At 46.9% G+C, this 21,908-nt stretch carries 19 protein-coding genes; 1 reads left to right on the top strand and 18 read right to left on the bottom strand.

The window, feature by feature from the left end; translation table 11 throughout:
* Window positions 1-217: 217 nt before the first annotated feature.
* The 17 genes from glmS to AXX12_RS03040 form a co-directional block, all read right to left on the bottom strand.
* The gene (gene glmS / locus AXX12_RS03120) at window positions 218-2,047 is read right to left on the bottom strand and encodes a glutamine--fructose-6-phosphate transaminase (isomerizing) (RefSeq protein ID WP_066238054.1); all 1,830 of its coding nucleotides are present in this window, start codon (window positions 2,045-2,047) and stop codon (window positions 218-220) included.
* Window positions 2,048-2,364: 317 nt separating this feature from the next.
* Entirely contained in the window at window positions 2,365-3,708 is a 1,344-nt protein-coding gene (glmM, locus tag AXX12_RS03115; RefSeq protein ID WP_066238051.1) for a phosphoglucosamine mutase, read from the bottom strand.
* A gap of 56 nt (window positions 3,709-3,764) precedes the next feature.
* Entirely contained in the window at window positions 3,765-5,360 is a 1,596-nt protein-coding gene (locus tag AXX12_RS03110) for an NAD(P)/FAD-dependent oxidoreductase (RefSeq protein WP_066238048.1), read from the bottom strand.
* Between the two features lie 14 nt (window positions 5,361-5,374).
* A complete protein-coding gene (locus AXX12_RS03105; protein WP_066238046.1) occupies window positions 5,375-6,298 on the bottom strand; it encodes a CdaR family protein in 924 nt (307 codons plus the stop codon).
* Window positions 6,295-7,113 carry a diadenylate cyclase CdaA gene (gene cdaA / locus AXX12_RS03100; RefSeq protein ID WP_066238043.1) on the bottom strand — a complete coding sequence of 273 codons (819 nt, stop codon included), beginning with the start codon at window positions 7,111-7,113 and terminating at the stop codon, window positions 6,295-6,297. The genes AXX12_RS03105 and cdaA overlap by 4 nt, the downstream gene beginning before the upstream one ends.
* 386 nt (window positions 7,114-7,499) lie before the next feature.
* Window positions 7,500-8,522, bottom strand: a complete 1,023-nt coding sequence (locus AXX12_RS03095; RefSeq protein ID WP_066238094.1) for a branched-chain amino acid aminotransferase — start codon at window positions 8,520-8,522, stop codon at window positions 7,500-7,502.
* Window positions 8,523-9,067: 545 nt separating this feature from the next.
* Window positions 9,068-10,480, bottom strand: coding sequence for an argininosuccinate lyase (gene argH / locus AXX12_RS03090; RefSeq protein ID WP_066238040.1), 1,413 nt, complete (start codon window positions 10,478-10,480; stop codon window positions 9,068-9,070).
* A complete protein-coding gene (locus AXX12_RS03085) occupies window positions 10,473-11,690 on the bottom strand; it encodes an argininosuccinate synthase (protein ID WP_066238038.1) in 1,218 nt (405 codons plus the stop codon). Before AXX12_RS03085 ends, argH begins: the two co-directional genes overlap by 8 nt.
* A 38-nt stretch (window positions 11,691-11,728) precedes the next feature.
* Window positions 11,729-12,661, bottom strand: a complete 933-nt coding sequence (argF, locus tag AXX12_RS03080) for an ornithine carbamoyltransferase (protein WP_066238035.1) — start codon at window positions 12,659-12,661, stop codon at window positions 11,729-11,731.
* A gap of 25 nt (window positions 12,662-12,686) precedes the next feature.
* The gene (locus tag AXX12_RS03075) at window positions 12,687-13,874 is read right to left on the bottom strand and encodes an acetylornithine transaminase (RefSeq protein WP_074431327.1); all 1,188 of its coding nucleotides are present in this window, start codon (window positions 13,872-13,874) and stop codon (window positions 12,687-12,689) included.
* Window positions 13,871-14,776: an acetylglutamate kinase gene (gene argB / locus AXX12_RS03070; RefSeq protein ID WP_066238033.1), complete on the bottom strand. Its 906-nt coding sequence runs from the start codon at window positions 14,774-14,776 to the stop codon at window positions 13,871-13,873. Before argB ends, AXX12_RS03075 begins: the two co-directional genes overlap by 4 nt.
* A 30-nt stretch (window positions 14,777-14,806) precedes the next feature.
* Window positions 14,807-16,012 carry a bifunctional glutamate N-acetyltransferase/amino-acid acetyltransferase ArgJ gene (gene argJ / locus AXX12_RS03065; protein ID WP_066238028.1) on the bottom strand — a complete coding sequence of 402 codons (1,206 nt, stop codon included), beginning with the start codon at window positions 16,010-16,012 and terminating at the stop codon, window positions 14,807-14,809.
* A 25-nt stretch (window positions 16,013-16,037) separates the two neighbouring features.
* Entirely contained in the window at window positions 16,038-17,072 is a 1,035-nt protein-coding gene (argC, locus tag AXX12_RS03060; protein WP_066238024.1) for an N-acetyl-gamma-glutamyl-phosphate reductase, read from the bottom strand.
* Window positions 17,073-17,163: 91 nt separating this feature from the next.
* A complete protein-coding gene (amrS, locus tag AXX12_RS03055; protein WP_066238021.1) occupies window positions 17,164-18,153 on the bottom strand; it encodes an AmmeMemoRadiSam system radical SAM enzyme in 990 nt (329 codons plus the stop codon).
* Window position 18,154: 1 nt separating this feature from the next.
* Window positions 18,155-18,664, bottom strand: coding sequence for an AmmeMemoRadiSam system protein A (gene amrA, locus AXX12_RS03050; protein WP_066238017.1), 510 nt, complete (start codon window positions 18,662-18,664; stop codon window positions 18,155-18,157).
* The gene (gene amrB / locus AXX12_RS03045) at window positions 18,657-19,523 is read right to left on the bottom strand and encodes an AmmeMemoRadiSam system protein B (RefSeq protein WP_066238015.1); all 867 of its coding nucleotides are present in this window, start codon (window positions 19,521-19,523) and stop codon (window positions 18,657-18,659) included. The genes amrA and amrB overlap by 8 nt, the downstream gene beginning before the upstream one ends.
* A 29-nt stretch (window positions 19,524-19,552) precedes the next feature.
* Window positions 19,553-20,275, bottom strand: a complete 723-nt coding sequence (locus tag AXX12_RS03040; protein ID WP_066238012.1) for an N-acetylmuramoyl-L-alanine amidase — start codon at window positions 20,273-20,275, stop codon at window positions 19,553-19,555.
* Between the two features lie 143 nt (window positions 20,276-20,418).
* Between AXX12_RS03040 and AXX12_RS03035 the strand changes: the two genes are divergently transcribed.
* Window positions 20,419-21,180 carry a transglycosylase domain-containing protein gene (locus AXX12_RS03035; protein WP_066238008.1) on the top strand — a complete coding sequence of 254 codons (762 nt, stop codon included), beginning with the start codon at window positions 20,419-20,421 and terminating at the stop codon, window positions 21,178-21,180.
* A gap of 55 nt (window positions 21,181-21,235) precedes the next feature.
* Here the strand turns inward: AXX12_RS03035 and AXX12_RS03030 are convergent, their stop codons facing one another.
* The gene (locus AXX12_RS03030) at window positions 21,236-21,898 is read right to left on the bottom strand and encodes a hypothetical protein (protein WP_066238004.1); all 663 of its coding nucleotides are present in this window, start codon (window positions 21,896-21,898) and stop codon (window positions 21,236-21,238) included.
* Between the last annotated feature and the right edge of the window lie 10 nt (window positions 21,899-21,908).

Below are 21,908 nucleotides of genomic sequence, written 5' to 3'. Positions count from 1 at the left end.
TATGCGAAGAATAACAATATCAATTGGATGAGTAGAAGCGTCAATACTAATGGCGCTACCGTTAAAAAACCCGTTCACCCTACATCAAGTAAGGTTGAACGGGTTTGTCTATTTCTGGTGGAATATGCTTTTAGGAATGCTGGTGGAATATTTTCGAAATTACTTTCCATTCACCATCTATTTTAAGCAAGTTCTACCTTATATGGTATTGAGATACTTATTCCACTGTTACACTCTTTGCCAAGTTTCTCGGCTTATCAACATCACAGCCACGCGTTACAGCAGCATAATAGGCTAACAGTTGCAGCGGAATGACGGTCAAGATCGGAGTGAGGTATTTCTCTGTCGCCGGAATATAGATAGTATGATCAACATACTTAACTAACTGTTTGTCACCCTTCAGACCAATGCCGATAACGACAGCGTCACGAGCCTTGACTTCCTTGATGTTGCTGAGGGTTTTCTCATAGACATCATGCTGTGTTGCCAGGGCAATGACAGGAACGCCGTCAACGATCAAGGCCAGAGTCCCGTGCTTAAGCTCGCCGGCGGCATAGGCTTCGGCGTGTATATAAGAAATCTCTTTGAGTTTTAGCGCGCCTTCCAGTGCAACCGCATAGTCGAGCGATCTGCCGATGAAGAAAACGTCTTCAGCAAAGCCGTATTGTTGAGCAAATGTTTTAATCGGCTCTACATCCTCAAGCAGTTCATGGGCTTGGGCGGGCAGTTCCCGCAAGCCCCTGATTAAGGTTTTAATTGTTTCGACAGGCAGAGTGCCGCGCATGCCTGCAATATAGATAGCGAACATGCATACACTGACCAACTGAGTGGTATAGGCTTTAGTCGAGGCAACCGCAATCTCCGGGCCAGCCCATGTGTAAATGACTTGGTCGGCTTCGCGGGCAATGGAGGATCCTACCACGTTGGTAATCGCTATGGTTCTCGCTCCTAGGCGTTTTGCTTCTTTTAACGCCGCCAGGGTGTCGCTAGTTTCACCAGATTGGCTGATCACAAGGGTTAAGGTATTCTCATCCACTAACGGTGAACGATAGCGGAACTCAGAAGCGATATCTACTTCAACCGGAACCCGGGCTAACTGTTCTAGGTAGTATTTGCCGACAATTCCGGCATGATAGGCCGTACCGCAAGCGATAATAAATATCTTATTAATGTTTGCCAAGTCATCTTTGGTCCATTTTAGTTCGTCAAAGATAATGGAGCTGTCATCTTTAGCCAGACGACCGCTCATAGTTTCACGAATGGCTTTGGGTTGTTCATAAATCTCTTTGATCATAAAATGCTCGTAGCCGCCTTTTTCAGCAGCTTCGGCATCCCAGTTGACTTCAAATACTTTTTTGCTCACCGGCACGCCTTGGCGGTTCATTACCCAGACAGATTCTGGGGTCACGATTGCCATTTCACCATCACTTAAGATATACGTCTTTCTTGTATAGTTGATGATGGCAGGAATGTCTGAGGCAATAAAGTTCTCACCCTCACCTAAGCCAATGACTAAGGGATTATCTTGTTTACTGCAAATGATCTTGCCGGGATCGTGTTTAGACATAAATACTAAAGCATAGGAGCCTTCGATGATTGTCAATACCTTCTTGACGGCGGCTTCAAAATCTCCCTGATAACACTCTTCCAACAAGTGTGCTACCACTTCAGTATCTGTTTCAGAGGCAAATACATGGCCTTTAGCAATCAGGTCTTCTTTCAGATGCAGGTAATTCTCGATAATGCCGTTATGCACGATGACAAAGTCGCCACTGCAATCTGTATGGGGATGCGAATTCAGATCTGACGGCCTGCCGTGAGTTGCCCATCGAGTATGACCAATGCCCATATTTCCTTTGGGCAGAGACGATCCTAGTTTCATTTCAAGGTTATTTAGCCGACCAACACTTTTTTGAACCGCAATCGTTTGTCCGTCAAAGACCGCGATACCAGCCGAGTCGTATCCTCTATATTCGAGCTTGCTCATGCCCTCTAGTAAAAAATCAGCCGCCTGTTTGGGGCCAACATATCCAACAATACCACACATAGGTATAAACCTCCTAGACAGTAACATATTTCCATTTTTTGCGCTGCAACGCGTTTTGTCCCGGCAATCACTTGCCGGTTTTGTCGGTTGCTAACGGTTGCGCAGTTCCGAGAGGTACCCGCCGACTACTCGATAAACCTCTTCCTCGTCTGCTTGCCAATGGCAAGCGCCAGCGCTTTAATTAGTTTCAGCGAAATTACTAACACTTATCCATGTCTCACCTTCCTTCGCTTAGTAGTTACTATATGTAAGGGAGCGCAAAAGCGCGCTCCCTTACATTGTACTATTCTTCATTGTAAGTGATTGTGGCAAGTTGGTCAATGAGATTGTTCCTGTTGAATAACTGACGCAATCCTGTTAACTATCTGATCTAATTGTACTTGGTCAGGTTCTTCTGCCATTACTCGGATTAATGGCTCAGTTCCGGATGGTCGGACTAAGATCCGACCGTTATCTCCCAACTCACCCTCACCTTGGCGAATTGCGTTGGCTATCGCTTGGTTTTCTTGCCAGCCATTTTTAGTTTTGACCCTAACATTGACTAAGAGTTGGGGAAAGCGAGTCATTTGGGCCGCTAATTCTGACATAGGCTTACCTGATTGCACCACTGCGGACAACACCTGCAAAGCAGTAACTATGCCATCGCCGGTCGTACTGTATTCACCAAAGATGATATGACCGGATTGCTCTCCACCTAACGAAAAGCCGTTCGCCCGCATGGCTTCCAGCACATAGCGGTCACCCACAGCCGTAACTTCAACTCTAAGGCCAGCTTTTTTCATTGCCTGATGCAGGCCGATATTACTCATAACAGTCGCAACAAGTGTGTTGTCTTTCAGTTTTCCTTGACGCATAAAATCGAGGGCACAGATAGTCATCATCTGGTCGCCATCCACGATTTCGCCTTTCTCATCAACAAACAAGCAACGGTCGGCGTCACCATCATGGGCAATCCCCAGATCGGCTTTCTCCCGCAGTACAGCCTGTTGCAAACTCTCCATGTGGGTTGAACCACAGTGATGATTAATATTGATGCCATCAGGCATGTCATGCAAAGAAACAACGGTTGCGCCTAATCGGCGGTATACACTAGGAGCAGCTTCAAATGCCGCGCCGTTAGCACAGTCGATGACAATCTTCAGATTCTTGAAGGTCTCTGTCACAGTCCCAACTGCATAGTCGATATACTGTTGGATTAAGTCTGGGCGGTAAACAATCTGTCCTACCTCTGAGCCGGCAGGGCGAGGCATTGAGTCAGCAGCAGCCAGTACTAGCGCCTCCAACTCATCTTCAACAGAGTCAGGCAATTTATAGCCATTCTGAGCAAAAAACTTTATTCCGTTATCCTGAAAAGGATTATGAGAAGCTGAGATAACCACCCCAGCTTGAGCGCCTAAGCGATGAGTCAGAAAAGCGACCGCCGGTGTTGGTACAACGCCAACGAGGATAGCCTGTCCGCCGGCAGAGCATATGCCAGCCGCTAAGGCTGCTTCTAACATCTGCCCAGATACGCGTGTGTCACGTCCAATGATTAATACCGGATTTGCCTGTTCTTGTCCAAAATGATATGTTGCCGCCCGGCCCAGGCGAAATGCCAGTTCCGGAGTAAGTTCAGAATTTGCGACTCCGCGCACGCCATCAGTGCCAAATAATCTTCCCATGGTTTTGCTCCTTTCACTATTCACACGCAAAGCGAGTTCTCTTGTTCTTTCTCGTATCACCGAGGTGGTTGGAAGGTCTTCATTAGTGTCAATGCAGCGTTCATGCCATCTAACGAAGCGCTCATGATCCCTCCGGCATAGCCTGCTCCTTCGCCTATTGGGTATAAGCCTTGGACAGACACTGATTGAAAGTCTTGGCGCACAATTCGCACCGGTGCTGATGTACGAGTCTCAACACCGGTCATGACAGCTTCCGGATGATTGAAACCGCGAATTTTTCTGCCCCAATCGGGTAGTGCCTGTTGCAAAGTATGTATGACAAAATCGGGCAGACATTTTTCCAAAGGCGTTTGAACAATTCCTGGTCGATAGCTAGGCTTTAGTAAGGGAGATTTAGTAGCGAGCGAGCCTGAAAGAAAGCTGCCCACTGTCTGAGCTGGTGCCCGATAGTCACCACCAGCCAATTGAAAAGCTAACTGTTCATAGCGTCGCTGAAATTCTATTCCGCCGAGTACCTCTCCGCCATAATCAGCAGTTGTAACGTTTACAACCAGCGCGCTATTGGCTATTCCGGACGCACGTTGATACAGGCTCATACCGTTGGTGACAACCCCACCGTGCTCAGATGCAGCGGCCACAACTAACCCGCCTGGACACATGCAAAAGGAATAGGCTGTCCTACCGCTGGATTTGTCATGATAGACTAATGCATAATCGGCTGGACTCAATTGCTTGTGTCCGGCGGACTGACCATATTGAGCTGAGTCAATCATCTCTTGCGGATGCTCGATACGAACCCCGATCGCAAAGGGCTTTGGCTCCATCGCTACTCCCCGTCGCTGCAAGAGTTCATACGTGTCTCTGGCACTATGACCAATACCTAATAACAGTGTCGAACAGGCAATAACGCTGCCGTCAGCTAAGACAACCCCCTGAACTTGTCCATCCCGCAGAATGATATCAGCCACTTTTGCTTCAAATCGCACTTCTCCGCCTAAGGCAATTACTTTCTGGCGAATGTTCTTAACAACGTGACGTAAACGATCGGTACCGATATGAGGTTTATATAAATAGCGAATTTCCGGTGGCGCTCCTGCCTCGATATATTGATCTAGCACTTGGCGCATACGCGGATCAGTTACCCGCGTTGTTAGCTTGCCATCGGAAAACGTCCCGGCGCCACCCTCGCCAAACTGCACATTCGAGATTTCATCAAGTTTACCGGTCTGCCAAAAAGCAGCGACATCGGCAGTACGGCGATCAATATCCCTGCCCTGTTCAAGTACTAAAGGATGATAGCCATGCTCAGCCAAGGTCAAAGCAGCCAACATGCCCGCAGGGCCGAACCCAACAATGACAGGGCGATCTGTTAGTTGCTGATGGCCATAAAAAACAGGCTCTGGCGGCGGTTCTACCACCAAAGCCACATGTGAATCTCTCATACGTTGCACGATTTGCGCCTCAGGTCCGTTGACTTGAACATCTAGAGTATAGACGAACGCAATATTGCCTTTACGCCTAGCGTCGAGCGCCTTGCGAATAATCGTCGCTTGAGTAATAATGCCAGTTGGCAATTTTAATCGCTTAGCCGCAAGCCTCGGCAGCGGTGTTTCGTCCTCTATGGGTACGCGATAGTCTGTGATTCGTATCAAATTGTCTGCTTCTCCTATCTAACAGGCGGACCCACTTCTAACTGGACAGATACTGAGGAAGGAGTCGCAGTCACGCCTTCTTTAAGTTGCAATTTTACATCTTTCTTGGTATTCTTATCAATTCCGTTAACGTTTATTGGCTCAGTATAGACGAATTCAATCTTTTCTAGCACAAATGGATCGCCTTGGAGTTCCACTTTTTCCGGTGAACCGGTAATACGATGCAACACAATTCCTGTAGGCAAGTCTCCGTATATAACTGTTTTTACATCAACTGTCTTCTTGTTTGGTATTTGGCTAATAGCGGCTTTCACCGTTACCTTAGCCGGATTAATCGACAATCCCTCCACTTCCCGGCCATCACGGCCATAGATAACGGCAGGAACTTCTTCAACAATATCCTTGGTTTTTCCTGTCAAGTCAATTGCCGCCACGACCTTGTCAATGGCATCAACCGCGCTTTTGGGTCCTTGAACTGTCACTTGCCCAGGTTCTACCTCAGTCTTACCAACCACGGTACCCATACTAGGCGTTCCAGTCATGCGAACAGCCACAGCGAATTTCCGTTGCAAAGCTGCATCCACTTTAATGGTGGTTTTTTCAGGAGTAATATCAACTAATTCGATGCTCGGCGGTAAGTTAACACGCACTTGCAGAGAGTGCCGTCCTTCCGCAAGACCTTTTACATCGATATATGGTTTAATATCTTTTGTTGAAATGCCAGCAATCAAGCTGCGGGGAGCTCTCACCTTGACTTTAACCGTATCAGGGGCGTCTATGATTACTGACGAAGCAGCCACATTGCGAATTTCAAGCGAAGACGTAAAACTGGTCTCCATCGGTGGATTCTGCTCATTCATAACATACAGCCAAAGGATAGTAGCTAACACCAGAGCAATTACTTTGGCAATTGCATTTTTCGATCCATTTTCCCTCATTTTGTAGGCCTCCAGCGTAAGAGATCACTTAGCCCCGTCTGCTTTGTAAAAAACAGGGGCAGCAAATTCTTTTTCAAGCCTTCTGCATCTAGATAGCGTAGCAGCTGTCCGCCGCGGGCAAGGGAGATAACGCCCGTTTCTTCACTGACGACAAGCACAATGGCATCAGTTTGTTCGGTAAGTCCAATAGCAGCACGATGCCGTGTGCCTAATTCTTTATTTAAATTGTTTGCTTCAGTCAACGGCAATAAACAGCCAGCTGCCATAACCCGATTGCCGCGTATGATTGTTGCCCCATCATGAAGCGGGGTATTAGGAATGAATATATTGATAATAAATTCGGATGACACAATCCCGTCAATCTTGATGCCTTGTTCCATGTAATCATTAAGCCCAATCTCACGTTCAATAACAAGCAATGCCCCAATCTTATTGCGTGATAAGGTAACAGCTGATTTAACCAGCTCGTTGATAAAGATTTCAGCCTCTTGCGCACTTAAAAAGACGTTTTTGCGGAATAAGCCGCCTCTACCCAATTGTTCTAAGGCACGGCGCAATTCAGGCTGAAAAACAATTGGCAACGCAACTAGCACGACTGTCGCCGACTTTTGCAGCAACCAATTGATGACATTCAGACCGAACCATTTGCTCACCAGAGTCATGACCAAAAGCACAACTAAGCCCTTTAGGAGAGCAACTGCTCGCGTATCCTTTATCATATAAAAAAACTTGTACAGGACTATGGCCACAATGACGATATCGATAATGTCCAGCGGGTTCATCGTTGCTAAAATGCCCCGTATTTGTAGCAGCATAAGATCACCTCAAAAATCCTTACCCCATTACTATTCTGCCCAAGAATAGGGAAAACCTTTTGACAGACATGCCAATGATGAAAAAAAGTTTTAAATAAGCTTGCCTCAAGGAGCGACCTGGTTTGCACGAACGCTCGAATAAAAATCTTGTTGCATCTTAACAAAAAGAAGACTGCCACGCTTCGCTCGCAGTGACACGAGAAGTGTCATTACGAACGAAGTGAAGCAATCTCTCTCAATACAGAAAATCTCAAATGACCTTTTGAAGATGTCTATTTGCTTCTTGTTTTATTCAGCAGATATAAGGTTGTTCTAAAGGCTACGTTCACATTTTTTATACTGCTTCCCCTGAAGGACAAATCACCTCTTGGGCCGTCACAAAGCCATTAAACCTTAAGAATCCATCCACCTGGTGCTTCCAAATCACCGAATTGAATACCGCAAAGAGTATCGTATAGCTTTTGAGTAACCGGTCCCACTTCTGTTTCGCTATGGAAGACGTGGAGCTTATCTTTGTATTGAATACCACCAATCGGCGTAATAACAGCCGCAGTTCCGCAAGCACCCGCTTCTTTAAATTCATCGAGATTATCGATCAAGACGTCCCGCTCTGCCACTTTTAAGTGTAAAAACTCTTTGGCTAGATATAGAAGCGAATACTTCGTGATGCTGGGCAAAATCGAAGGAGATTGCGGCGTGACAAATTCATCATCTTTCGTGATACCGAAGAAATTAGCTGCGCCAACTTCTTCAATTTTTGTATGTGTTGTTGGATCAAGATAAATGCAATCAGCAAAGCCGCTTTTTCTCGCCAACTCATGGGAGTAGAGGCTGGCTGCATAGTTGCCACCTACTTTGGCCATGCCTGTTCCATAGGGAGCTGCGCGATCATAATCGGAAACAGTATAATTGACAGGCTTCATGCCCCCTTTATAGTAAGGACCTACGGGAATGCAGAAAACGCAGAACAAATATTCAGAAGCTGGACCGACACCAATATTATCTCCCACTCCGATCAGAAGCGGTCTGATATAAAGAGTCCCGCCAGTACCGTAAGGAGGAACATAGGCTTCATTCGCCCGTACCACTTGTAAAATGGCATCGATAAACTTTTCTTCGGGAATTTCCGGCATTAGCAGACGCTGAGCGCTGTTATTGATCCGTTTGGCATTTTCATAAGGACGGAAAAGTTGGATATCGCCATTTTTTGTTCTGTAGGCTTTCAATCCTTCGAAACATTGCTGACCATAGTGTAACGCTGTCGACCCCTCGCTGATTGTCAGTTTATTATCAGTTACCAGTTTGCCTTCATCCCACTTGCCATCTTTCCAATTAGAAACATAACGAAAGTCTGTTTTAATGTAGCTAAACCCTAAATTACCCCAATCAATATTTGCTAACTTAGTCATATTCATTTACCTCTCCTTAAATAAATTATATGCTTATTTTTATTTATCATACCACTTGAAAATGATAGTATATGACAGCAAAAGGATCAGATCATTTCATGCTTTCTATCAGCATTCCCGAGTTTTCGAGCGGGCATTGCTTCTCGCCCATCTCTTGTTTTCATCGGCAAGCAGAAGTTATAGAAGGTCCGTCTGTAACAGATTTTACTTCATACAGTGCACACATCAGATTACTATTTGCGTTGTTTTATTATCCCCAAGCAGTTAACTATTTATTTTCTACTTTTATGTGCCAAAATCCTTGTCAAGTGCCATGACATTTTAAATGTTTCCGCAAACAAAATAAAAATTGGCACGGGTGTACCATGCCAATTTTTACGCCGTTAGAGGCGAACTATTTAGATACAATCAGAAAGAAAAACCACTGGTCAGCTCTGATGTTCAAGTTGTTAACGGTTTATTTAATAAACGTTAATTTTGCAATCATCTCAATGATTTGCAGCGTATCAGTGATTGGGTTACTCGTGTCCGTTCATGATCACAAGCTATTTCGAAGCAGTAAACATCTTCGCTTTTTCTCGCTCGGAAATTACCGTTTGCTGAGCAGACTTGATTGCCAGCTCCACCTGTTGGTAAGACGTACCGCCGAAGGAGTTCCGGTTAGCAACGCAGGTTTCAACTCGTATGGCATCTTGAATGTCTTCTGCAAATAGAGGCGAGAACTGGCGAAACTCTTCTAAGGATAAATCCATTAAGAACTTGCCGTTTTCGATACAGTAACGGACGCTTTTCCCGACCACTTCATGAGCCTGGCGAAACGGCAGGCCTTTTTTCACTAGATAATCAGCCATATCGGTCGCATTTGAAAAGTCTTGAGTTAGCGTTTGTTCCATGCGATTGCCGTTAATTCGCATGGCTTTTATCATAGCCGCATAGACGGTAATACTAAACTTCACTGTGTCAATCGTATCAAACAAGCCTTCTTTGTCTTCTTGGAAGTCTTTGTTATAGGCGAGCGGCAGCCCTTTGGCAATGGTCAGCATAGCCATCAAATGACCAAACACTCGTCCACTTTTGCCGCGCACTAATTCTGAGACATCAGGATTTTTCTTCTGCGGCATGATGCTAGAACCTGTGCAGTGAGCATCGTCAAGTTCAATAAACGAAAACTCTGCCGTTGACCAAAGAATAATCTCCTCACTCAACCGGCTCAGATGCATCATCAGAATCGACGCAAAAGATAGAAACTCCAGGACATAATCCCGGTCACTAACTGCGTCCAAACTATTTTCATAGACCTTGTTAAAACCGAGCTGTTCGGCAACAAAGAAACGATCGATGGGGAACGTCGTGCCAGCTAGCGCCCCAGCACCAAGCGGCATAATGTCTGTCCGTTCCCATACTCCGCCTAAGCGTGAGAAGTCCCGCGCCAACATAAAGAAATATGCCATCAGATGGTGAGAAAACAGGATCGGCTGCGCTCTCTGCAAATGCGTGTAACCGGGCATAATGATCGTTTTATGTTTTTCCGCGGTTTCAAGAATAGACTGTTGCAGATCAACCAGTCGTTCTGCGATATCAGCGATCTCCCGCTTTAAATACATATGGGTGTCTAGAGCAACTTGGTCATTGCGGCTGCGGGCAGTGTGCAGCTTGCCGCCGACTGGCCCGATACGTTCAGTCAGGCGCTTCTCGATATTCATGTGAATATCTTCAAGCGAGACTTCAAACGAAAAGTTTCCAGCTTCAATATCTGCAAGAATGCCTGAAAGCCCAGTGATAATCGTTTCCGCTTCCTCTGTTTCAATTATGCCGCATTTAGCCAACATGCGGGCATGGGCAATACTGCCCGCAATGTCTTCGCGATACATGCGTTGATCAAAGGCAATGGAGGAGGTGAACTCCTCCACCATTGCGTCTGTATTCTTGGCAAATCTGCCACCCCAAAGTTTAGCCATTCTTCTTAGCCTCTTTCTGCATCAGCGCCCTGATTTTCAAGGGCAAACCAAACAGATTGATAAAGCCTTCAGCATCCTGCTGATTATAGACTTCGTCGCGACCAAAGGTGACAAACCCTTCATGGTAGAGTGAATAGGGGGATTTCGCGCCAGCGCTGATGATGTTGCCTTTGTACAGCTTCATGCGCACTGTACCGGTGACTGTAGCCTGTGTCGAATCAACAAATGCGTCAATTGCTTCTTTCAATGGTGAATACCACATTCCATCATAGACCAACTCACCATAGCGGACAGCAACTTGCTCTTTATAGTGCATAGTCGCGCGGTCTAGCGTCAAATACTCCAACTCGCGATGCGCGTAGAACAGAATCGCGCCACCAGGTGTTTCATAAACACCGCGTGATTTCATGCCAACCAGACGGTTCTCTACAATATCAGCAATGCCGATGCCATTGGCTGCGCCAACTGCATTAAGTTTTTCAAGCAATGCAACTGCGCCGAGCTTTTCACCGTCTACCGCTACAGGGATGCCTTTTTCAAAGCTAACTTCGATATATGTTGCCTTGTCAGGTGCTTGTTCAGGCGTCGAGGTAACCATGAAAACATCGTCTTTCGGCTCATTCCAGGGGTCTTCGAGATCTGCGCCTTCGTGACTGAGATGCCAGATATTGCGGTCCATGCTGTAAGGACGCTTCTTGGTTACCGGAATGGGAATATTGTGTTTTTCCGCATAGTCAATCGCGTCTTCGCGGGAACGAATATCCCAGAGGCGCCAAGGAGCGATGATTTTCAAATGTGGTGCAAGTGCCTTGACTGTTAATTCAAACCGGACTTGGTCATTACCTTTGCCGGTGGCGCCATGACAAATAGCGTCAGCTTGTTCTTTTTCTGCAATATCGACTAATGCCTTGGCAATGATCGGGCGGGCAAAGGAGGTTCCGAGCAGATACTTGCCTTCATAAACAGCTCCAGCTTTCAGTACCGGCCAAATAAAATCTTCAATAAACGGTTTTGTAAGATCTTCGATATAGACCTTGCTGGCGCCTGATTTGAGCGCTTTCTCGCGAACAGGATTTAATTCATCACCCTGTCCGACATCAGCGCACATGGCGATAACTTCGCAATGATAGTTTTCTTTCAGCCAGGGGATGATAACTGATGTATCGAGACCACCGGAATAAGCGAGTACAACCTTTTTAATATCATTCATTTTTTACTTCCTCCTCATTGTTTAATAAATGTATCTGATTAAGCGCCCATTAACAGGGCCATAATAGCTTTTTGTACATGCAGACGATTCTCCGCCTGATCAAAGACAATCGACTGGGCAGATTCCATCACCTCTGCGGTGATTTCTTCATCACGATGCGCCGGCAAACAATGCATAACCACAGCATCAGATTTCGCGGCAGAAACCAATTCACTATTCACCTGGAAGCGAGCGAGAGCCTGCCAACGCACTTGCCACTTACTTTTCTCACCCATGCTTGCCCAAACGTCAGTATAGATTACATCAGCATCCTTAACCGCAAGATACGGATCATTAACCAATTCAATGACTGATCCGGACTGTGCTGCATCTGCCTTAGCTTCCTTGACGATGTCTTCATTGACTTTATATTCGTGCGGCGTGGCGACCGAGATATGCATGCCGACTTTCGCACAGGTATGCAGCAGCGAGTTCGCCATGTTGTTGCCGTCGCCGATATACGCCATCTTTCGTCCTTTCAGCTCACCCTTGCATTCGAGCACTGTATACAGATCGGTTAATGCCTGGCAAGGGTGCATCAAATCGGTTAAACCGTTGATAACAGGTATATTCGCATACTCAGCCAATTCTTTTACCTCAGCATGCGAATAGGTGCGAATCATAATGCCGTCAAGATAACGCGCCAGAACACGCGCCGTATCTTTTACCGGCTCACCACGGCCAATTTGCAGATCATTGGAATTGAGAAATAACGCCATGCCGCCAAGCTGCCACATGCCCACTTCGAAGGATACTCTCGTCCGGGTCGAGGACTTTTGGAAGATCATCCCCAGAGTTTTGCCTTTAAGCAGATGATGCTCTATACCTTGTTTGCGTTCAGTTTTTAGTTGTTTGGCCAGGGCAAAAATATCCTCAATATCTGCAAGCGATAAATCATGCACTGACAGTAGGTCCTTACCGCGCAAACTCATTTTCTTCACTCTCCCTCTCGATTCATTACGCCGCTAACACTTTATCCAAAATCGCGATCAGTTCATCTACATGGGTACGGGTAATAATTAGTGGCGGTACAAATCGTAATACATCGCCAGCTGTGCAGTTGATGAGAGCTCCTTGCTGCATGGCTGCCGTAACAAAATTGCCACCAGGAACATACAGTTGCATGCCGATCATCAGGCCTTTACCGCGCACATCCTTCACCAAGGCCGGATATTTCGCTTTCAGTTTGTTCAGTTCGCCGATCATATACTGACCGATAGCTTCAGCATTAGCTAACAGCTTCTCCTGTTCAATCACAGCTAGCACAGCATTCCCCGCCGCCGCGGCAAGCGGATTGCCGCCAAAGGTAGAGCCGTGATCGCCAGGCCCAAACGCACCAGCGACCTTCTCGCTAGCCAGCACGGCGCCGATTGGCACGCCGCCGCCCAGTCCCTTCGCTAAGGTAACAATGTCTGGTTTAATGGTTGAATGTTGGAAGGCGAACATTTTTCCGGTGCGCCCCATTCCAGTTTGAATCTCATCAAAAATGAGTAACGCACCATGCTGATCGCAAAGTGCACGCACTTGCTCTAAATAGGTGGCATCAGGAACCTGAATGCCGCCCTCACCTTGAATTGGTTCTAGCATGACGGCCGCAGTTTGTTCATTCATCGCTGCTGCCAGAGCGGCGATATCATTATAAGGAACATAAGAGAAACCTTGAGGCAAAGGTTCATAGCCTTTTTGGTATTTCGGCTGCGCGGTTGCCGTCAAGGTCGCCAGGGTGCGACCATGGAATGAATTCTCGGCTGTGATGATGTTTACCTTATCTTGGCTGATCGTTTTGGCGTATTTTCTTGCCAGTTTCATAGCACCTTCGTTGGCTTCGGCACCGCTATTGGCTAAGAAGATACGTTCAAGGCCGCTGACTTCGCTCAGCTTGTTAGCCAGGTTTGCCTGGGGAGCGGTGTAATACAGGTTAGAGCAATGAATCAACTTGGCGGCTTGTTCGGATATAGCAGCCACGAGTTGAGGATGAGCATGACCTAACACATTGACAGCGATCCCTGCCAGAAAGTCGATATATTTCTTTCCCTCTACGTCATATACGTAAGGCCCGTCACCATGGGACAAAACGACAGGATAGCGGCCAAATACCTTCATATAGTGGGATTGATCCTGCGAGATGATTTGCTCTTTGCTCACAACGTCTCACTTCCTTTTTTTACCACTTCAGTGCCGATACCTTCAGTAGTAAACACCTCTAACAGCAGTGAATGCGGCAAGCGGCCGTCGATGATATGGGCTTTTGCCGCGCCGCCAGCCAAGGCTCGGACGCACGACTCGATCTTAGGAATCATGCCACCGTCGAGTAAACCCTTCGCAATCATCGTGGTTGCTTCAGCGAAAGTCAGTGTAGAAACAAAGCCTGCCCTGTTCTTGAAATCGCGATACAGGCCTTCCACATCAGTCAAAAGCAGTAGTTTCTCCGCGCCAAGGGCTGCAGCTATCTCCCCGGCAACATAGTCGGCATTAATATTGTAGCTATTTCCAACTGCGTCAACTCCGGTGGGAGCGATGACCGGTATGTAGTCATTGTCTAATAACATATTGATAATTTCGGGGTTAATGCGTTCCACATCGCCGACAAAGCCGATATCGACTTCTTTTAATTGACTGTTCTCAACTACTTGCGCTAAATGTTTCTTGGCTAACGTAAGATTAGCATCTTTACCATTTAAACCAACTGCTTTGACGCCTGAGCGATTGAGCAGATTAACGATTTCCGTGTTGATTTTCCCGGCTAACACCATCTCAGCCACTTCCATGGTCTCGGCATCAGTAACGCGCAGTCCGCCGACAAATGATGACTGTTTTCCCATCTGTTTTAACGCAGCGGTGATTTCTGGCCCGCCGCCATGAACCACGACTGGCTTCATGCCTGCGTACTTCATGAAGATAATGTCCTGAACAACTTTCTGTTTTAGTTCGGCATTAATCATCGCATTGCCGCCATACTTGATGACAATGGTCTTGCCAAAAAACTCTTGCATATATGGCAAAGCTTCAGTCAATACTGCCACCTTTTCCATGTTGCTGATACTCATCGTTTGTAACTCTCCCTTCTCTTCCAACACTCAGGTATGGTACTCGGCGTTAATTTTTACATAATCGTATGAAAAATCACAAGTCCAGACAGTGGCGGCATAATCGCCAATGCCGAGTTCAATTTCAACAACAATATCGCTTGCCGACATCGCCGTCCGTAACGCCTCCAGATCAGGTTTGACGCCTAGTCCGGCGGACACAACCGGAATGCCGCCGATGCGTAATGATGTTCTCGCAGGGTCTGCTTGCGCGCCAGAGTAGCCGACAGCGCAAAGAATTCTGCCCCAGTTCGGGTCTTCACCAAAGAACGCCGTCTTTACAAGCGGTGATTTGGCAACAGCCATGGCGGCAGTTTTTGCATCCTCTTGACTGGCAGCGCCGCTGACGTTGACCTCTAAGAACTTTGTCGCCCCTTCGCCGTCACGAACAACCAACTTGGCAAGTTCGATTAATACATTTGTCAGCGCCTCACAGAAGGCTGCGTAGTCCGGATGTGAGACGTTGTCGATGAGTGAGTTCTTAGCCAACCCGTTTGCCAATACAGCCAGGGTATCATTTGTGCTGGTGTCGCCGTCAATCGTAATCATGTTGAAGGATTTGTTTACAGCAGCATTGAGCGCCTGTTGCAGAACCGGAGCTGTTATTGCTGCATCTGTTGTGACATACGAAAGCATAGTCGCCATATTCGGATGAATCATGCCAGCGCCTTTTGCAACGCCGCCTATTTTTACTGTGGTGTCACCTAATGTCAGTTCATAGGCGCAAACCTTGGGAAATGTATCTGTTGTCATAATGGCGTGCAATGCCTGTTCATGACCGTTAACTGACAAACCGGCCGCAGCAGCTTCAATGCCTGGCAGCACTTTATCCATTGGCAAAGTAACACCAATAACGCCAGTTGACGAAACCAGCACTTCATCTTCTGCTATCCCCAGCAAATTTGCGGTTGTAGTCACCATCAAACGAGCGTCAATCAGCCCTCGTTCACCAGTGCAGGCATTGGCGCAGCCGGAATTTACCACAATAGCGCGAAGTTTTCCTTTGGCTGCGTTTTCCCGGGAAATAAGTACAGGCGCTGCCGCCATTTTATTTTGTGTAAATACAGCTGCCGCAGCTGCAGGAACTTGACTAACAATCAGTGCAACGTCTTCCTTGCCGCTCTTCTTAATGCCAGACTTTACGCCTGCGGCCACAAAGCCCTGAGGTGCCGTAATGCCGCCCTCGATCTTTTTCATCAGTCTTCACTCTCCACTCAAGTTATTACAAATACAGCGGGACTTGCGTCAAACCAGTGAGTTCATCCATTCCAAACATGACATTCATGTTCTGCACAGCTTGACCGGCAGCCCCTTTTACTAAGTTATCAAGGGCGCTAACTACGATTACGCGACCGGTGCGTTTGTCAACATGCCAGCCGATATCGCAGAAATTCGAACCTCGTGTATTTTTTGTTGCAGGATATCCGCCTCTGCCAAGCAGTCGGATAAAGTATTCGCTATCATAATGGGAAACAAACGCGTCGTCCACTTGTTCAGCGCTGACCCCTGGTTTGAGATTTGCATAACAAGTTGCTAAGATTCCCCGGACCATCGGAATCAGGTGGGGAGTAAAGTTAATAACCACCTCATTAGACGCGAACTCAGAAAGCGCTTGCTCTATTTCTGGCGTATGGCGATGTCCGCCAATATTATAGGCTTTTAGATTTTCTGTCGCTTCTGCATAGTGATACGTTTGATTCAAGCCTCTGCCTGCGCCTGAGATGCCAGACTTAGCATCAACAATAATACTGTCTGTAGCCACCAATCCGTTTTTAACGAGCGGCGTCAGCGCCAAAATGCTGGCAGTGGTATAACAGCCTGGATTGGCAAGAATTTTTGCATGTTTGACTTTTTCTCGAAATAATTCGGTCAAACCGTAAACTGCGTTAGCGTCTTTATGGGTATGGGGTACTTTATACCACTTTTCATATACCGATGTATCGGCAAACCGATAATCAGCCCCTAGATCGATGACCTTTTTCCCATGTCCAGTGATCGTTTTTACCGCATCCATTGCATGCCCATGCGGTAAGGCTATAAAGACAACATCACTATCCTTAGCTACGACATCAAGCTGTTCCATGCTTGTCAGCGTCTGATGATAAATGTGGCCAAAATGCGGATAAACGCTGTTAATGTCGGCGCCTGTTTGATTCTCGGATGTGATATGAACAACTTCTGCCTGCGGATGACTAGCTAAAATTCGCAATAGTTCTTCTCCGGTATAGCCTGTTGCACCACAAATGCTGATTTTCATATAGCCTTCCCCCTCTATCACTGTAATAATTATACGTCATCAATGCATAAAAATGCAATATATTTTTTAGGATTTTGTATACTTAATTATATTAGTACATAATCTGGCCAATAATCGGTATCCGTTGTCCGCATTCCGGACATAGCTTGTCCTTAGTTAACCAGCTCTTTCGTTGGCACCGCTCAATTAACAAAGCACCACACCCCGGACAATCGGTATTGGTGCCAGTTGGGCCAATATTTCCTATGTAGACATAGTGGAGATATTCTCGCGCTGTTTGCCAGGCCTGCTGCAAGGTGGTAAGCGGCGTTGCCGGTAGGTTCATTTGATAGTTTGGAAAATAACGTGAAAGATGCAAGGGGATGTCTGGGCTGAGTGTTGCCAGCCATTTGGCCAGAGCGCTAATTTCATTCATTGAGTCATTCATCCCTGGAATCACCAAGGTAGTGACTTCAACATGGCAGGCTTGGACGGCAGACTCGACTGTGCTCATCACTTGGTGCAGTTCACCAGAACAGACGGTTTTATAAAAATCCTCAGTAAAAGCCTTAACATCAATATTCATGGCATCAGTGCATGTTAGCAACTCGGCTAGAGGTTTGGGATTAATGTAACCATTTGTGACTACGACATTTGCCAATCCGGCGCTTCTAGCGACAATCGCTGCATCGCGAACGTACTCAAACCAGACTCCGGGTTCAGAGTAGGTGTAAGCGATACCAATATTGGTTTTCCCTGCAGATATGGCTAAATTCACAGACTCTTGGGGCGAGAGATCCGTGGGCTCTACATTTGTTTGCGTAAGGTGCCAATTCTGACAAAAGCGGCAGTTGAAGTTACAGCCCCATGACCCAAGCGATAAGATATCTGCGCCAGGATAGAAGTGATAAAGCGGTTTCTTTTCAATCGGATCAATAGCCGATGCAGTGCATGCTCCATAGTTTGTGATATATAGACTGCCATTACGATTGACACGCGTCCGGCAGAAGCCTGTTTTATCCGATCTGATCAGACAGTTGTGCGGACATAAACAGCAGCGCACACCGTCGCCTTCTATGCTGAAGTATTCTGCAGCTTTCATATCAGGTATGACGAGTAACCGAGAATCGGTATAACTCGATCTCTTCGTGCGGATCAATTCCCGCTTTATTCATGGCGATGGAAATCTGTTCTTCAACTGTGTCGACCCCGTCAAGATCAGGTAACAAGAGGCCACTGCGGCGTCCTCGCTTTACAATAACTCCATAGCGCTTTGGATCAAGTACTGCCAAGCTTTCTACCCTTTCAGGGGCCGAAAGGATATCTACAGATACTGTCAAGTCAGGCAGTTCGTCTGTAGTCACTGGCCAAAACCGCGGGTCTTCCGTTCCAGCGCTGATTGCATTTGCAATAATCTCAGCCGCAATAGACTCACGGGTTGGCGCAAATGTTCCAATACAGCCACGCAATTCGCCGTCTTTCTTTAAGGATACAAATACCCCTGCCTGACCGCAGAGTTCAGCAGGAATGTTGCTCGGTGTCGGCAATTGCGTGCCGTAGTTTAGAAAGTGGTCTATACTTTGCCTAGCCAATTTTACTGCTGAACTATCCATGACGCGCCGCCCTTGTCTTAGACTTCTCCTTTGCCTGCAGGGGGGTAAGTAAAGCAACACCATAGCCTACACCGAATGGTCCTTCATAGGAGAGGACATTGGCTTGCGCCTCCAGGCCACCAAGAACGCCAAACAGAAAAAAAATGGAGCGCAACCCGCATTCTCCGGCCTCTTCAATTAAGTTCTTATCCATTGTCAATAATGCTTTAACGTTCATATTGGCAACAGCATCCATTACCTGTCTGTCAAATTCAGCCGCGCTTGGGCTATACCCCGCCGGTGCGTCTGGTACTAGCCTATGCGATAAGTCGCCAGAAGCAATTACCGCTGTTCTTCGATCTAGCATTCCGAGAGCCCCTTGTACAGCCTTACCAAACGTATACATTTCTTCATAAGGCAACATACCAATCGAAAGATGAACTAATTGCCCCTTAAAACCCGCTTTGTGCAGGAAATAGAGCGGTACGACAGCGCCGTGGTCCAGTTCTAGCGGCAGACGACGACTTTTCGCCACATCATCGGTCAGTTCAATATAATTAATGCCTAGGCGTTCGGCCCTGCGAACGATATGCCGCACCAACAGCCCGTCCGTCTCAAAGGCTACAGAAACATCCGGCGCGCCGAATGCTGCCAAACTGCCTCGTAAGCGCGGATAGACACTGATGCTAACAGCGTCCTCGAAAACGGGGCCATGCGGAGTTATTAAAATGACGGTCTCAGAGCCGCGCTCAACGAGAGTTTGCGCAACCTGCTCTGCAGCCCGCACGGTGGAACAAATGCGTTTAGTATCACACCCGCCGACTTCTGGCACCATTATCGGAGGGTGCGGCATAAGCGCGCAACCAACCAGACTCTTCAAATACATCCACTCCTTTGGCCTTTGTCTGATTATCTTCCCATATTATTACTCAAATGATACGCTAGAGCTCTGGCGATCAAATCAACCATTTCCTGTTGATATTGAGGGTTGACCAGCTTAGCCGCCTCATTTGTATTACTGATATAGCCTGTTTCGATCAGTATACCTGGGATACCTATTCGATTCAACACCAAAATATCCAAATCCTGCTTCGCCTGGCGCCGGTTTCCGGGGGGGAAATTGCGCAGGGCTTCTTGGACAGTTTCAGCTAATAGTCTATTTTCCGCAACATGAGGGCTAAAGAATACCTGAGACCCTGACCACTTAGAACCGGCGATTGCATTAGCGTGAATGCTGACATATAAACGGGGATTCGCATTCTGAATGATCTCCACTCGTTTCAGCAAATCATTACGTTTGCCGCCTTTGCCTTTCGTATAATAATCGACATCATTGTCTCTTGTCAATACAACGTTAGCGCCAGCCGCATTCAGGACATCAGCCAATTTCAATGAAATGGTTAAATTCAAGTCTTTCTCGATCACATTATTACGCGATGCTCCGTCATCAATGCCACCATGCCCTGGATCAATCGCAATGCATACTCCCTTCAATGCAGATAAATCGGCGTCATTAATACTCCCCTTTGTCAGAGTGGGATAGTATGACGAAAAGACGTGAGTAACAATGGCAAATATACTGCAGAAGAAAATCAATTTAACGTTTTTATGCTTCAGCAAAAGAATTCGCATACACGTCCCCCTATCACTTCGCGGCTTTTTCAGCGCGCTCTTGCTAATACTATGCGACTGCGGCTTTCTCTATGTACTGCCCATATAGCCAAACCACCACAATTACGCTACAATATATAGAAGAACATCCATGGGAGGGGCTTATGCGTCTTAAATTTGTCATTATCCTCGGTCTCATTTTTGCTGCTTCCTTCTGGTGGGCTGGAGACGCGCCACGGTTGCTCCAATCACGCCTTGAACGCACATTCGCCATCCACTCGGATGAACCAAGCGTCAGCGAGCGCGTATTGCGTGTTGCAGCTTTAAAGACTGCCGTGAACTCCAGAATTCCCAAACAGAACTATGTACATATAGACTCGATCCCGCTCATTTTGCAGCAAGCCATTATCGCTGTTGAAGACAACCGATTTCACAATCATATCGGCATTGACCTGAGCGCAATTTTCCGGGCATCGCTTGTTAATCTACAATTTGGTGAAGTGGTTGAAGGTGGCAGCACCATCACCCAGCAATTAGTGAAAAATCTATTTTTGTCGCCAGACCGGACACTAGCTCGAAAACTCGAAGAGGTTGCTTTGGCCCTGGATCTCGAGCTGCGCTATTCAAAGTTGCAAATTCTAGAGATGTATCTAAATACGATTTATTTTGGCGAAAACGCCTATGGAATTGGACGAGCGTCTGTCATCTATTTCAATAAAACGCCTAATAAACTCACTCTACCAGAAGCTGCTCTAATTGCCGGACTGCCTAATGCCCCCTCGATCTATTCTCCTTATGTTGACTGGAATGCGGCTAAACGCCGCCAGGCGGTCGTCTTAGCTGCCATGCAGCGCAATGGATACATCGATGCTGCAACGGCTCAGAAAGCCCGCACAGAGCCGTTGAGCCTAGCTAGAGCCCGGTAATGAGAAAACTCAAGGCCCCTGGCGGTAATACCGCCAGGGGCCTTGAGTTTTCTCATTACTTGAAGTGGTTTGGGCTGACGGTCCAACCACTGCGTTCCTGCAGTTTATTGTCAACATCAGCTTTGGAAACGCGTTCCATGACAAATTCACGAATCAGCGTATCAGCGTTAATCTGGTCAATATGTTTGACTACACGGCCCTCCTGAACAACGTTGAAGGATACGAGAGTGTAGTAGGCTTGCCGATCTGCTGTAGGCGCTTCTTTAATTACTGCGCCCAGAATGATCTCAGGCTTGCTTTCCACGAAATGACTGGTAATTTGTTGATCAGTGGCAAAAATTACTGTCTTTGGTGACATGAGCAACTTATGTATTTCTGGAAATAACGTTTTCACTTCGCTGAGTTTAAATGGACTCTGCGGTGTGAAGCGTTGAATCTGGACAACGGAATCGGGTTTACCGGTTTCATAGGCAGCAACCATCTGGAATCCTTGCTCATTGCGCCAAAACTGATGCCACAAGGTCGCTTCTTTAGCATATTTGTGTCCGGACTGTTCCCAATCTAGTTTTGTCCACAATTGATTGTCTGCATCGACAACAATGCGATACTCTCCATAGAGAGCAGCTGTATCGGAGCGGCTGTTCCCCACCGCAGCAAATGCAGTTCCCATGGTCGTTGCTAGCAATAGCAACAACGTGAATACAACAAACTTCTTCATTCTCATTCTC

This window comes from Anaerosporomusa subterranea (genome assembly GCF_001611555.1).
In the GTDB taxonomy this organism is placed as follows: domain Bacteria; phylum Bacillota; class Negativicutes; order Sporomusales; family Acetonemataceae; genus Anaerosporomusa; species Anaerosporomusa subterranea.
Note: the sequence above shows the minus strand (reverse complement) of the source record. Positions and strands in the feature narration are given on the sequence as shown.

Coding starts and splice junctions, on each gene's coding strand:
- glmS (WP_066238054.1), bottom strand. CDS start 2,047: ATGTGTGGTATTGTTGGATATGTTGGCCCCAAACAGGCGGCTGATTTT.
- glmM (WP_066238051.1), bottom strand. CDS start 3,708: ATGGGAAGATTATTTGGCACTGATGGCGTGCGCGGAGTCGCAAATTCT.
- AXX12_RS03105 (WP_066238046.1), bottom strand. CDS start 6,298: ATGAGGGAAAATGGATCGAAAAATGCAATTGCCAAAGTAATTGCTCTG.
- cdaA (WP_066238043.1), bottom strand. CDS start 7,113: ATGCTGCTACAAATACGGGGCATTTTAGCAACGATGAACCCGCTGGAC.
- AXX12_RS03095 (WP_066238094.1), bottom strand. CDS start 8,522: ATGACTAAGTTAGCAAATATTGATTGGGGTAATTTAGGGTTTAGCTAC.
- argH (WP_066238040.1), bottom strand. CDS start 10,480: ATGGCTAAACTTTGGGGTGGCAGATTTGCCAAGAATACAGACGCAATG.
- AXX12_RS03085 (WP_066238038.1), bottom strand. CDS start 11,690: ATGAATGATATTAAAAAGGTTGTACTCGCTTATTCCGGTGGTCTCGAT.
- argF (WP_066238035.1), bottom strand. CDS start 12,661: ATGAGTTTGCGCGGTAAGGACCTACTGTCAGTGCATGATTTATCGCTT.
- argB (WP_066238033.1), bottom strand. CDS start 14,776: ATGAGTATCAGCAACATGGAAAAGGTGGCAGTATTGACTGAAGCTTTG.
- argJ (WP_066238028.1), bottom strand. CDS start 16,012: ATGAAAAAGATCGAGGGCGGCATTACGGCACCTCAGGGCTTTGTGGCC.
- argC (WP_066238024.1), bottom strand. CDS start 17,072: ATGAAAATCAGCATTTGTGGTGCAACAGGCTATACCGGAGAAGAACTA.
- amrS (WP_066238021.1), bottom strand. CDS start 18,153: ATGAAAGCTGCAGAATACTTCAGCATAGAAGGCGACGGTGTGCGCTGC.
- amrA (WP_066238017.1), bottom strand. CDS start 18,664: ATGGATAGTTCAGCAGTAAAATTGGCTAGGCAAAGTATAGACCACTTT.
- AXX12_RS03040 (WP_066238012.1), bottom strand. CDS start 20,275: ATGCGAATTCTTTTGCTGAAGCATAAAAACGTTAAATTGATTTTCTTC.
- AXX12_RS03035 (WP_066238008.1), top strand. CDS start 20,419: ATGCGTCTTAAATTTGTCATTATCCTCGGTCTCATTTTTGCTGCTTCC.
- AXX12_RS03030 (WP_066238004.1), bottom strand. CDS start 21,898: ATGAAGAAGTTTGTTGTATTCACGTTGTTGCTATTGCTAGCAACGACC.